Source organism: Vibrio sp. D404a, from assembly GCF_030248535.1.
Taxonomy (GTDB): domain Bacteria; phylum Pseudomonadota; class Gammaproteobacteria; order Enterobacterales; family Vibrionaceae; genus Vibrio.
The window spans coordinates 1-12,371 of record NZ_JAHGAJ010000045.1; the positions used below are offsets into that span (position 1 = coordinate 1).

Here is a 12,371-nt window from a genome sequence, read left to right on the forward strand (position 1 = left end):
ATCTCGTATCTTCAAAACTTACCTTAGAGCACATACAAAAAAGGCTTGGTCATCGACCAAGCCTTTCTATTATCTATCACTGTAAAGCTCTGATTACCAACCAGTAATCTCGCGTAGACCTTTACCGATGTCAGCAAGAGACTTAACTGTCTTAACGCCTGCTGCTTCAAGTGCTGCGAATTTGTCTTCAGCAGTACCTTTACCGCCAGAGATGATTGCGCCAGCGTGGCCCATACGTTTACCTGGAGGAGCAGTAACACCTGCGATGTAAGAAACAACTGGCTTAGTTACATTCTCTTTAATGAACGCTGCTGCTTCTTCTTCCGCTGTACCACCGATTTCACCAATCATTACGATTGCTTCTGTTTCAGGATCTTCTTGGAACAGTTTTAGGATGTCGATGAAGTTTGAACCTGGGATTGGGTCACCACCGATACCAACACATGTAGACTGACCGAAGCCTTCGTCTGTTGTTTGTTTAACTGCTTCGTAAGTAAGAGTACCTGAACGAGATACGATACCTACTTTACCTTTCTTGTGGATGTGACCAGGCATGATACCAATCTTACACTCGTCTGGAGTGATAAGACCTGGACAGTTAGGACCGATCATGCGAACGCCAGTTTCTTCTAGCTTCACTTTCACATCGATCATATCTGTTGTTGGGATACCTTCAGTGATCGTTACGATAAGCTCAATACCTGCGTCGATCGCTTCAAGGATTGCATCTTTACAGAAAGGTGCTGGTACGTAGATAACTGTTGCCGTTGCGCCAGTCACTTCTACTGCTTCACGTACTGTGTTGAATACTGGAAGACCAAGGTGAGTTTGACCACCTTTACCAGGAGATACACCACCAACCATTTGCGTACCGTATGCGATAGCTTGCTCTGAGTGGAATGTACCTTGACCGCCAGTGAAACCCTGACAGATTACTTTAGTGTCTTTGTTAATTAGTACAGACATTATTTCGCCTCCGCAGCAGCAACAACTTTCTGAGCAGCATCTGTTAGAGATTCAGCTGCAATGATATCAACATCAGAATTAGCAAGTACTTCACGACCTAGGTCTGCGTTTGTACCTTCTAGACGAACAACAACTGGTACTGTTACGCCTACTTCTTTAACCGCACCAATAATACCTTCAGCGATCATGTCACAACGTACGATGCCACCGAAGATGTTTACTAGTACTGCGCTAACATTGTCATCAGAAAGGATGATCTTGAATGCTTCAGCTACACGCTCTTTCGTTGCGCCGCCGCCTACATCAAGGAAGTTTGCTGGTTTGCCACCGTGTAGGTTAACGATATCCATCGTACCCATTGCTAGACCTGCACCGTTAACCATACAGCCAACGTTACCGTCTAGTGCTACGTAGTTCAGTTCCCACTGTGCTGCGTGTGCTTCGCGCTCATCTTCTTGAGATGGATCGTGCATTTCACGTAGTTTAGGCTGACGGTACATCGCGTTTGAGTCGATGTTGATCTTGCCGTCTAGACAAAGAAGATTGCCTTCGCCAGTGATAACAAGTGGGTTGATCTCTAGTAGAGCTAGGTCGTACTGAGAGAACATTTGGCCAAGACCCATGAAGATCTTAACGAACTGTTTGATTTGGTCGCCAACTAGACCAAGTTTGAACGCAAGTTCACGGCCTTGGTAAGCTTGAGGACCTACTAGAGGATCAATCGCAGATTGGTGAATCAACTCAGGAGTTTCTTCAGCGATTTTCTCAATGTCCACACCGCCTTCAGTAGACGCCATGAATACAATTTTACGAGTTGCACGGTCTACAACTGCGCCTAGGTAAAGTTCGTTAGCGATGTTAGACGCTTCTTCAACTAGGATTTTAGTTACAGGCTGACCATTTGCATCTGTTTGGTAAGTCACTAGGTTTTTACCTAGCCACTTTTGAGCAAACTCTTTAACGCCTTCTTTAGTGTCATGTAGTTCTACACCGCCCGCTTTACCGCGACCGCCAGCGTGTACTTGACACTTAACAACTTTCTTTTCAGTAGAGATACGACCCGCTGCTTCGAAAGCTTCTTGAGCTGTATCACATGCGAAACCTTCTGGTACAGGCAAACCGAATTCTGCAAACAGCTGTTTGGCTTGGTATTCATGCAAATTCATTTTGATATTCCGTTTATTTTCCCTTAAGGGATTATTATTTCCATAACGACACAGTTATCTGTGTTACGTCTGTAGGGTCTTCTCAAATCAGCCAAGATAACTCAGATAAATAGCGAATATTTAACAAGTAATCTTCAGCTCAAGTGAAGGCCAGACGTCGAGCTAGCCTAGCCTTTGAAACTATCAACGTCTAGCTGTTGAGCACAACTAGACGTTTTAGCGATATTAAACGTCTAATAGGAGACGTGCTGGATCTTCTAGTAGCTCTTTAATCGTTACTAGGAAACCAACTGACTCTCGACCATCGATTAGACGGTGGTCGTAAGATAGCGCTAGGTACATCATCGGTAGGATTTCAACCTTACCGTCAACCGCCATTGGACGCTCTTGGATCTTATGCATACCCAGGATAGCCGCTTGTGGTGGGTTGATGATTGGCGTTGACATCAGTGAACCAAATACACCGCCGTTCGTGATAGTGAAGTTACCACCCATAAGCTCATCAACAGTTAGCTTGCCGTCACGGCCTTTGATCGCTAGCTCTTTGATGCCTTTTTCGATATCAGCGAAACCTAGAGTGTCACAGTCTTTAAGTACTGGAGTTACTAGACCACGTGGCGTAGATACCGCCATGCTGATGTCGAAGTAGTTGTGGTAAACGATATCATCACCGTCGATAGACGCGTTTACTTCTGGGTAACGCTTCAATGCTTCAGTTACTGCTTTCACGTAGAAAGACATGAAACCTAGACGCGTGTCGTGACGCTTCTCGAACTGGTCTTTGTACTGCTTACGAAGGTCCATGATTGGCTTCATGTTTACTTCGTTGAACGTCGTTAGCATTGCAGTGCTGTTCTTCGCTTCAAGCAGACGGTTAGCGACTGTTTTACGTAGACGCGTCATTGGCACACGCTTCTGGCTACGAGCTGCTGCTGGTGCTTCTACCGCTGCAGGAGCCTCTGCTTTAGGTGCAGATTTCGCTGCCGCTAGATGTGCATCGATGTCTTCACGAGTGATACGACCGCCTACACCAGTGCCTTTAACATCAGCTGGTTGTAGATTGTGTTCAGCTAGAAGACGACGAACTGCTGGGCTTAGCGCGTCATTGCTCTCTTCAGAAAGCGTCGCTTTGTGGCGCTTGTCTGGAGATGCTTCAGTATCTTCTGTTGTATCAGTCGTTGGTTCACCAGCAACCGCGCCAGGCTTAAGCTTAGCGATAAGTTGCTTAGAAAGTACTGTTGCACCTTCTTCTTCGATGATTGCCTCTAGAACACCAGCTTCTGGAGCTGGTACTTCTAGAACCACTTTGTCAGTTTCAATATCTACGATGACTTCATCGCGTTCAACCGCTTCACCCGGTTGTTTGTGCCAAGTTGCGACTGTTGCGTCAGCCACCGATTCAGGTAAATCTGGAACCAGAATTTCAATTGTCATATCTGTGTTTTCCTTTTACTTCTAGTTCGAAAGTAGGGTCAGAGCGTCTCCAATTAACGCTTTTTGTTGTTTCAAGTGTACTGACATGTAGCCAACTGCAGGTGATGCTGAGGCAGGACGGCCTGCATATTTAAGATCAGCACCCGCTGGAATCGCAGCACGGAAGTTGTGCTGGCTGCTGTACCAAGCACCTTGGTTTTGTGGCTCTTCTTGACACCAAACGTAATCTTCAACATTTGTGTACTGTGCAATCGCAGCTTGAACTTCCTCAAGAGGGAATGGGTATAGTTGCTCGATACGCACAATAGCAACATCGTCTTGTTCGTTCTTACGGCGCTGTTCTAGTAGGTCGAAGTAAACCTTACCTGAACAGAACACTACACGTTTCACATTCTCTGGCTTGATGTCATCAATCTCAGCGATTGCTGGTTGGAATGTACCCTCTGCAAGGTCTTCAAGTGAAGATGTACACAGTGGGTGACGCAGCAATGACTTAGGAGACATTACAATCAGAGGACGACGCATTGGACGTACAACCTGACGACGAATCATGTGGTAAACCTGAGCTGGTGTTGATGGAACAACAACCTGCATGTTCTGTTCAGCACATAGCTGTAGGTAACGCTCTAGACGTGCAGAAGAGTGCTCTGGACCTTGACCTTCGTAACCGTGTGGAAGCAGCATTGTTAGACCACATAGACGTGCCCATTTTTGCTCACCAGACGAGATGAATTGGTCGATAACTACTTGAGCGCCGTTCGCAAAATCACCAAACTGTGCTTCCCAAAGGGTTAAGCCGCTTGGCTCTGCTGTTGCGTAGCCGTATTCAAATGCCAGAACTGCTTCTTCAGATAGTACTGAGTCAAATACTTGGAAAGGACCCTGCTTATCGTGAATGTTCGCTAGTGGAACGTAAGTGCTCGCATCTGTTTGGTTATGTAGAACAGAGTGACGGTGGAAGAAAGTACCACGGCCTGAATCTTGGCCAGAAATACGGATACGTTTACCATCATCAACCAGAGTCGCATACGCAAGCGTCTCCGCCATACCCCAATCGACTTGTTTCTCACCATTAATCATGGCAGTACGATCGTTGTACAGTTTGTTTACTCGGCTTTGTAACTTGTGGCTATCTGGGTATTGGCACAGCTTAGTACCAAGCTCTTTTAGACGCTCGATATCAATTTGGCTGTTCCAATCGATGTTCCAATCGTGACCAATGTATGGGCTCCAGTCTACAGAGTGCAGTGCCATTGGGCGCCACTCTTTAACGACAACTTCACCATGGTCTAGAGCATCACGGTATTCGTTGACCAGCTGAGTTGCTGTGTCGATACCAAACTCACCGCGCTCCATTAGGATGTCTGCGTATAGCTTACGTGGTGTTGGATGCTTCTTGATTTTTTGGTACATCAGCGGTTGAGTTGCATTCGGCTCATCTGCTTCGTTGTGACCGTGACGACGGTAACAAACAAGGTCGATAACAACATCGCGCTTGAACGTATTACGGTAATCCAGTGCCAAGCGAGCAACGAAAGCTACTGCTTCTGGGTCATCTGCATTAACGTGGAAAATCGGTGCCTGTACCATCTTAGCGATATCAGTACAGTACATAGTAGAACGCGTGTCACGTGGGTTTGACGTTGTGAAGCCAACTTGGTTGTTAACCACGATACGAACGGTACCGCCAACACAGAAGCCACGTGCTTGAGACATGTTGAATGTCTCTTGAACTACACCTTGACCTGCAATTGCAGAGTCACCGTGAATAGTAATAGGTAGTACGCTGCTGCCATCTTTATCGTCTAGACGATCTTGACGAGCACGAACTGAACCAATAACTACTGGGTTTACAATCTCAAGGTGAGACGGGTTAAATGCCAACGCTAGGTGAACATCACCACCTGGAGTTGCGAAGTCAGCAGAGAAACCTTGGTGATATTTCACATCACCTGTACCCCATGTTTCGTCGTGTTTGCCAGCAAACTCGTCGAATAGGTCTTGTGGTTTCTTACCAAGTACGTTCACCAGCATGTTCAAACGACCGCGGTGAGCCATACCAATAACAACTTCACGCATACCTTGACCACCAGCATGACGAATGATCTCTTTCGTCATTGGAATCAAAGCATCACCACCTTCTAGAGAGAAACGCTTTGCGCCTGGGAACTTAGCACCAAGATAGCGCTCAAGACCTTCAGCAGCAGTTAGCTCTTCTAGGAAAGCTTGCTTCTCTTCTTTGTTGAATGATGGTTGACCAGAAACAGACTCTAGACGTTGTTGAATCCAACGTTTTTGTTCTGTGTTAGTCATGTGCATGTATTCTGCACCGATAGAGCCACAATACGTCTGCTTCAAAGATTTGTAGAGATCTTTAAGAACCATCGTCTCTTGGCCAATCGCGTAAGAGCCGACGTTAAACGTCTCGTTGAGGTCTTCTTCGGTGAGAGTGTGGAAGGAAGGATCCAGTTCAGCGACTGTATCTCTTTTCCATAAACCTAGTGGGTCTAGGTTTGCTGCTTGATGCCCACGGAATCGGTAAGCATTAATAAGTTGCAGAACCTTTACTTGTTTCGCATCGACATCTGGATCACTAACTTGGACACTGTAATGCTTTGTTTCTTGAGCGAGTCGTCGGAAGTATTCACGAACACGAGAGTGTGGTTGTTCCACCGCTTCTGAAGCTTGCACAGGCAACTCTTCAAAAACGCTTCTCCATTCGTCACTTACCAAGTCGGGGTCACTTAGATACAGTTCGTAGAGTTCCTCTACGTATGTTGCATTGGCGCCAGCCAAGTGTGAAGACTCGAGCCATGCCTTCATCACGCCGTTGTGCATATTTTCCCTTAACCAGTAGTTTTCACGTTTGCTGCGGTCTTATAGCCGAGCTATTAAAAGGCCGCCCAAAACAGCTAGGGCGGCAATTTTTTTATTTCTTAAACCGAGCGATTTACAAGCATGGTCTTGATGTGACCAATCGCTTTCGTCGGATTTAATCCCTTAGGACAAACACTTACACAATTCATGATGCCATGGCAACGAAAAACGCTAAATGCGTCATCAAGATCAGACAAACGTTCATCTGTCGCTGTATCTCGGCTATCAATTAACCAACGGTAAGCAGCTAGTAGGCCTGCAGGACCGATGAACTTGTCTGGGTTCCACCAGAAAGAAGGACAAGACGTTGTACAACATGCACACATGATACATTCATACAACCCATCCAAATGCGCTCGTTCATCAGGGGTTTGTAGGTTTTCGCGTGACGGTGGCACATTGCCATCAGACACTAAGAATGGCTTCACTTTTTCGTAGTTATTGTAGAACTGAGTCATGTCCACGATAAGGTCACGCACAACCGGTAGACCCGGTAGTGGGCGAATCACAATCTTGTCTTGGCCAGACAGTGCAGACAATGGAGTGATACATGCCAGTCCATTTTTGCCATTCATATTAAGACCGTCAGAACCACATACACCTTCACGGCATGAACGACGGAATGAAATTGTTGGATCTTGCTCTTTTAGTAGGATAAGAGCGTCCAAAAGCATCATGTCTGACCCTTCGTCTACTTCAAGGACGTAGTCCTTCATGTAAGGCTTCTGGTCAACATCTGGGTTGTAGCGGTATAAAGAGAAATTCAGTTTCATGGTTAGATCTCCTTAGTACGTACGTGCTTTTGGTGGGAACGCTTCACGGTGGATAGGTTCCATGTTTACGTTACGCTTAGACATCTCTTCAGTATCAGGATTGTAAAGCGTGTGGCATAGCCATTGCTCATCATCACGATCAGGGAAGTCAAAACGAGCGTGTGCACCACGGCTCTCTGTACGGTAGTTAGCCGCTACAGCAGTCGCGTAAGCTGTTTCCATTAGGTTTTCAAGCTCTAGACACTCAATACGCTGAGTATTGAATTCTGTAGACTTGTCAGAAAGGTGTGCATTCTTCAGACGCTCACGAATCGCTTTAAGCTCTTCTAAGCCCTCAGCCATTGCTTTACCTTCACGGAATACAGAGAAGTTGTTCTGCATACATTGCTGTAGATCTTTACGGATCTGCGCTGGATCTTCACCGTCTGTGCTGTTTTCCCAACGGTTGTAGCGCTCTAGTGAACGTGCAATGTCTTCTTCGGTTGCTGGCTTAGCATCCGCTTGCTTCTTAAGTGTCTCACCTAGGTGTAGACCTGTCGCACGACCGAATACAACCAAGTCAAGTAGCGAGTTACCACCTAGACGGTTCGCACCGTGTACAGATACAGAAGCAATCTCACCACAAGCAAATAGACCTTGTACTTCTACATCACTACCGTCTTCAGCTTGCTTGATCGCTTGGCCAGAAACTTGCGTCGGAACACCACCCATCATGTAGTGACATGTTGGGATTACTGGAATTGGCTCTTTAACTGGGTCAACGTGTGCGAATGTACGAGACAGTTCACAAACGCCTGGTAGACGAGATTCAAGCGTCTCTTTACCTAGGTGGTCTAGTTTCAGTTTGATGTGTGGACCCCAAGGACCGTCACAGCCACGACCTTCACGGATTTCAACCATCATTGAACGTGCAACAACGTCACGACCTGCTAGGTCTTTCGCGTTTGGAGCATAACGCTCCATGAAGCGCTCGCCGTCTTTATTTAGAAGGTAACCACCCTCACCACGACAACCTTCTGTTACAAGAACACCTGCGCCAGCAATACCCGTTGGGTGGAACTGCCACATTTCGATATCTTGCATTGGAACGCCAGCACGAATCGCCATACCAACACCGTCACCAGTATTGATGTGCGCGTTTGTCGTTGAAGCGTAAATACGACCAGCACCGCCAGTTGCTAGAATCGTTGCTTTTGCTTTGAAGTAGCATACTTCGCCTGTTTCCATGCAAAGTGCTGTAGTACCAAGAATGGCACCATCTTCGTTCTTCACAAGATCAAGCGCATACCACTCAGAGAACACAGTTGTCTTGTGCTTAATGTTTTGTTGGTAAAGCGTGTGTAGCAGAGCGTGACCAGTACGGTCAGCTGCCGCAGCGGTACGAGCCGCTTGCTCACCACCAAAGTTTTTCGATTGGCCACCAAAAGGACGTTGGTAAATGGTGCCGTTATCAAAACGAGAGAATGGAAGACCCATCTTCTCTAGTTCGATAACTGATTCTGGGCCATTTTTACACATGTATTCGATAGCGTCTTGGTCACCGATGTAATCAGAACCTTTAACTGTATCGTACATGTGTTGTTCCCAGTGATCCTCGTGCGCGTTACCTAGCGCAACCGTAATACCGCCTTGAGCAGATACGGTGTGTGAACGAGTTGGGAAAACTTTAGAAAGCAATGCACAAGATAGGCCTTGCTCAGAAATTTGCAGTGCGGCACGCATACCAGCACCACCAGCGCCGATTACTACGGCATCAAACTCACGAACAGGAATAGTCACTTACGCACCCCACAAAACAAACAGACCAGAGAAGAAATATCCTAGAAGAACCGCAACCACACCAACTTGAAGACCGACGCGTAGTTTCGCGCACTTGATGTAGTCAGTTAGCACTTGCCATAGACCGATCCAAGCGTGAACAAGAACCGAGGTCAGCGCTAACATGGTAAAGACTTTAGTGAACGTACCACCAAAGAATTGAGTCCAAGATGCATAAGAGATATCACCAGAGAAAGCACAGAAGCTTACTAGGTAAATAGTGTAAAGCGTCATAATGATTGCAGTTGCACGAATCAGTAGGAAATCGTGAACGCCATTACGACCAAATGTAGAAACGTTGTTTACCATACTAAGATCCCCGCTAGTAGAGACAATACCGCTGTCGCTGCGAATGCAACCTTAGCGCTCTTAGCGCCAGATTCCAGCTCTTCAAAGTGACCTAGGTCCATAAGAAGGTGACGAATACCACCAGCAATGTGGTATGCCAAAGCGGTTAAAATGCCCCACAGAATAAACTTAACGAAAAAGCCATCGACAATGTCGCTTGCTTCCGCAAAGCCTTCCGGGGAAGAGAGGGAAATGTTTAATAGGTAAAGTAAAATTCCGATCGCAACAAAAGTAATCACCCCAGACACGCGGTGTAGGATGGAAGCTATTGCTGTGATAGGAAAGTGGATAGTCTGCAAATCTAAATTAACAGGTCTTGTCTTTCTTTCTTTCACGGGCTTGCTCACTCAGCTCCATTGAGCATTACGGTCATTAAATAACCTTTGATATTGTTATGGACAAAATTTGGTCGCAAACCTGCAAAATTTAACATTAACTTAACAAATAACTGAAGTTGAGCCTGAGTTAATTGTAAAATATTTGTTAACAACAAGGTTAACGAAGACACCTCACATTTCTTCTTAGCCTTGCATTTATAAGGTTTTAACCAAACTTTTCAGCGCCACTATACGGACGGCAACATTCTAATACAATTGATGTAACAAATAATGCTACACAGCACAGATTTTTAACGAATTTAATGTAAAAAACACTAACAAGTGCACACAAAGCTGCAGAAAAATTGACTTTCCCACGTAAGACCAGTAAAAAAATGGCACATAAACATCCTGGACGGATTAAATAATAAACAAAGGAGATTGTTATGGCGGATAAGAAAGCTACCCTTCATATTGAAGGTCAAGCGCCAATCGAGCTGCCGATTACGGAAGGTGTACTTGGTACGCCAGTGATCGATGTTCGTACACTAGGTTCTAATGGTTTTTTCACTTTTGACCCTGGTTTTCTTGCCACTGCATCCTGTGAGTCTCAAATCACTTTTATTGACGGCGGCAAAGGTATCCTTTTGCACCGTGGTTACCCAATTGACCAACTAGCCAATAACGCTGATTACTTGGAAGTATGTTACATCCTTCTCTATGGTGAAGCCCCATCTCGCGACGAATACGAGAAATTCAAAACGACCGTTACTCGTCACACCATGGTTCATGAACAAATCGCAAGCTTCTTCCACGGCTTCCGTCGTGACGCGCACCCTATGGCTGTCATGTGTGGCGTGGTTGGTGCTCTTGCAGCGTTTTATCATGACTCACTTGATATCAATAACGACACACACCGTGAGATCGCGGCTTACCGCCTGATCTCGAAAATGCCAACGTTGGCGGCAATGTGTTACAAGTACTCGATCGGTCAGCCGTTCATTTACCCACGTAACGACCTAAGCTACGCAGAAAACTTCCTTCACATGATGTTCGCAAACCCATGTGAAGAGTACGAAGTAAACCCTATCGTTGCTCGCGCAATGGATAAGATCTTCACTCTGCACGCAGACCACGAGCAAAATGCTTCTACATCAACAGTACGTCTGTCTGGTTCTTCAGGTGCTAACCCGTTCGCTTGTATCGCGGCAGGTATCGCATCTCTTTGGGGTCCCGCTCACGGCGGTGCAAACGAAGCATGTCTGCGTATGCTGGAAGAGATCGGTAGCGTAGATAAGATCGAAGAGTATGTTGCTAAAGCGAAAGACAAAGATGACCCATTCCGTCTAATGGGCTTCGGTCACCGCGTTTACAAGAACTACGATCCACGTGCAACTGTAATGCGTGAAGCGTGCCACGAAGTACTAAAAGAGCTAAATATCCAAGATCCACTACTTGACGTAGCAATGGAACTGGAGCGTATCGCACTTTCTGACGAATACTTCGTATCTAAGAAACTGTACCCGAACGTAGATTTCTACTCAGGCATCATCCTGAAAGCGATCGGAATCCCAGTATCAATGTTCACGGTAATCTTCGCGATGTCTCGTACTATCGGTTGGATTGCACACTGGAACGAGATGCACAGCGACCCAACGAACCGTATCGGTCGTCCACGTCAGCTGTACACTGGTCAAGAACAGCGTGACTTTAAAGCTCTTCACGAACGTGAATAGTCGTTATTAAAGTATGATTGTTAAAAAGGGTTGATGCGAAAGCATCAACCCTTTTCTTTTTATACGAGATGCGAGATTGATGTGAGGAGTACTCTCTACTCGTATCCCTCATCCCGTATCTGCTCTTATACTGGATTATCGATATCGATAAACTCAACATCCAAGCCGTGCTCTTTTGCTAGCCACTCGCCCAACGCTTTAATACCGTAGCGCTCTGTTGCGTGGTGCCCTGCTGCGAAGTAATGAATGTCTTGCTCGCGTGCAGAGTATGTTGTGCGTTCTGAGATCTCACCCGAAATAAATGCATCTAAGCCGTTCGCCGCAGCAAGCTCAATGTAGTCTTGACCACCACCTGTACACCAACCGACTGTTTCAATCATCTTATCGGCATTCTCTGGTGCAATATGCAGTGGCTCACGGTTAAGCACTTGATTAATCTTGTCAGCGAATTCCGCACCTGTCATTGGCTTGCGTAGCTTACCAAACATGGCTACCGATTGAGGGTGCCCTTCTAAGCCACCTTCTACATCAATCTCAAGCAATCGAGCCAACTCGGCGTTGTTGCCCAACTCAGGATGGATATCAAGCGGCAGGTGGTAACCCATAAGGTTGATGTCATTCTTAATCAGAGTACGAATGCGCTTGCCTTTCATACCACGAATCGGCTCAGGCTCACCTTTCCAGAAGTAACCATGATGAACAAGCAGTGCATCAGCGTTTAGCTCAACCGCCTTGTCAATTAAAGCTTGTGAGGCCGTAACGCCTGTAACAATGCGTTTTACTTCAGGCGTACCTTCAACTTGTAGACCATTCGGGCTGTAATCTTTAATCTGTTGAGGTTGCAGCTTCTCATTAAGAATTTTTTCTAATTGTAGGTTATTCATTGCTTGTTCCAGCTTACATTTTTGATAACGTGGTTATATCAATTTACGGGTA

At 46.1% G+C, this 12,371-nt stretch carries 10 protein-coding genes; 1 reads left to right on the forward strand and 9 read right to left on the reverse strand.

The annotated features are described in order from the left end of the window. Nucleotides 1–93: 93 nt before the first annotated feature. The 8 genes from sucD to sdhC all read right to left on the reverse strand — a co-directional run bounded on the left by sucD (nucleotide 94) and on the right by sdhC (nucleotide 9,729). Complete coding sequence (gene sucD, locus KI655_RS22205; RefSeq protein WP_004737919.1) at nucleotides 94–966, reverse strand: succinate--CoA ligase subunit alpha; 873 nt, start codon at nucleotides 964–966, stop codon at nucleotides 94–96. Next, the gene (gene sucC / locus KI655_RS22210) at nucleotides 966–2,132 is read right to left on the reverse strand and encodes an ADP-forming succinate--CoA ligase subunit beta (RefSeq protein ID WP_032551865.1); all 1,167 of its coding nucleotides are present in this window, start codon (nucleotides 2,130–2,132) and stop codon (nucleotides 966–968) included. The genes sucD and sucC overlap by 1 nt, the downstream gene beginning before the upstream one ends. Before the next feature lie 225 nt (nucleotides 2,133–2,357). After that, nucleotides 2,358–3,566, reverse strand: a complete 1,209-nt coding sequence (gene odhB / locus KI655_RS22215) for a 2-oxoglutarate dehydrogenase complex dihydrolipoyllysine-residue succinyltransferase (protein WP_032551864.1) — start codon at nucleotides 3,564–3,566, stop codon at nucleotides 2,358–2,360. Nucleotides 3,567–3,587: 21 nt separating this feature from the next. Further along, nucleotides 3,588–6,404: a 2-oxoglutarate dehydrogenase E1 component gene (gene sucA / locus KI655_RS22220; protein ID WP_285408756.1), complete on the reverse strand. Its 2,817-nt coding sequence runs from the start codon at nucleotides 6,402–6,404 to the stop codon at nucleotides 3,588–3,590. Between the two features lie 98 nt (nucleotides 6,405–6,502). After that, nucleotides 6,503–7,216 carry a succinate dehydrogenase iron-sulfur subunit gene (locus tag KI655_RS22225; protein ID WP_150869062.1) on the reverse strand — a complete coding sequence of 238 codons (714 nt, stop codon included), beginning with the start codon at nucleotides 7,214–7,216 and terminating at the stop codon, nucleotides 6,503–6,505. A gap of 12 nt (nucleotides 7,217–7,228) precedes the next feature. Further along, nucleotides 7,229–8,995, reverse strand: a complete 1,767-nt coding sequence (sdhA, locus tag KI655_RS22230; RefSeq protein ID WP_032551861.1) for a succinate dehydrogenase flavoprotein subunit — start codon at nucleotides 8,993–8,995, stop codon at nucleotides 7,229–7,231. Next, nucleotides 8,996–9,343: a succinate dehydrogenase, hydrophobic membrane anchor protein gene (sdhD, locus tag KI655_RS22235; protein ID WP_239841330.1), complete on the reverse strand. Its 348-nt coding sequence runs from the start codon at nucleotides 9,341–9,343 to the stop codon at nucleotides 8,996–8,998. Next, nucleotides 9,337–9,729, reverse strand: coding sequence for a succinate dehydrogenase cytochrome b556 subunit (gene sdhC / locus KI655_RS22240; RefSeq protein WP_150893808.1), 393 nt, complete (start codon nucleotides 9,727–9,729; stop codon nucleotides 9,337–9,339). The genes sdhD and sdhC overlap by 7 nt, the downstream gene beginning before the upstream one ends. A gap of 416 nt (nucleotides 9,730–10,145) precedes the next feature. On the opposite strand from sdhC, the gene KI655_RS22245 reads away from it, so the two are divergent. Then, on the forward strand, nucleotides 10,146–11,435 hold the full coding sequence (locus tag KI655_RS22245; RefSeq protein WP_285408759.1) for a citrate synthase: 1,290 nt from the start codon (nucleotides 10,146–10,148) through the stop codon (nucleotides 11,433–11,435). A 125-nt stretch (nucleotides 11,436–11,560) separates the two neighbouring features. On the opposite strand, the gene KI655_RS22250 is transcribed toward KI655_RS22245, so the two are convergent. Beyond that, nucleotides 11,561–12,319 (reverse strand): Nif3-like dinuclear metal center hexameric protein, encoded by a 759-nt coding sequence (locus KI655_RS22250; protein WP_285408761.1) that lies wholly within the window; start codon nucleotides 12,317–12,319, stop codon nucleotides 11,561–11,563. Nucleotides 12,320–12,371: the final 52 nt, after the last annotated feature.

Bases quoted from the DNA above. Each gene is read 5' to 3' on its own strand.
- sucD (WP_004737919.1), bottom strand. From the start codon at position 966: ATGTCTGTACTAATTAACAAAGACACTAAAGTAATCTGTCAGGGTTTC.
- sucC (WP_032551865.1), bottom strand. From the start codon at position 2,132: ATGAATTTGCATGAATACCAAGCCAAACAGCTGTTTGCAGAATTCGGT.
- odhB (WP_032551864.1), bottom strand. From the start codon at position 3,566: ATGACAATTGAAATTCTGGTTCCAGATTTACCTGAATCGGTGGCTGAC.
- sucA (WP_285408756.1), bottom strand. From the start codon at position 6,404: ATGCACAACGGCGTGATGAAGGCATGGCTCGAGTCTTCACACTTGGCT.
- KI655_RS22225 (WP_150869062.1), bottom strand. From the start codon at position 7,216: ATGAAACTGAATTTCTCTTTATACCGCTACAACCCAGATGTTGACCAG.
- sdhD (WP_239841330.1), bottom strand. From the start codon at position 9,343: ATGGTAAACAACGTTTCTACATTTGGTCGTAATGGCGTTCACGATTTC.
- KI655_RS22245 (WP_285408759.1), top strand. From the start codon at position 10,146: ATGGCGGATAAGAAAGCTACCCTTCATATTGAAGGTCAAGCGCCAATC.
- KI655_RS22250 (WP_285408761.1), bottom strand. From the start codon at position 12,319: ATGAATAACCTACAATTAGAAAAAATTCTTAATGAGAAGCTGCAACCT.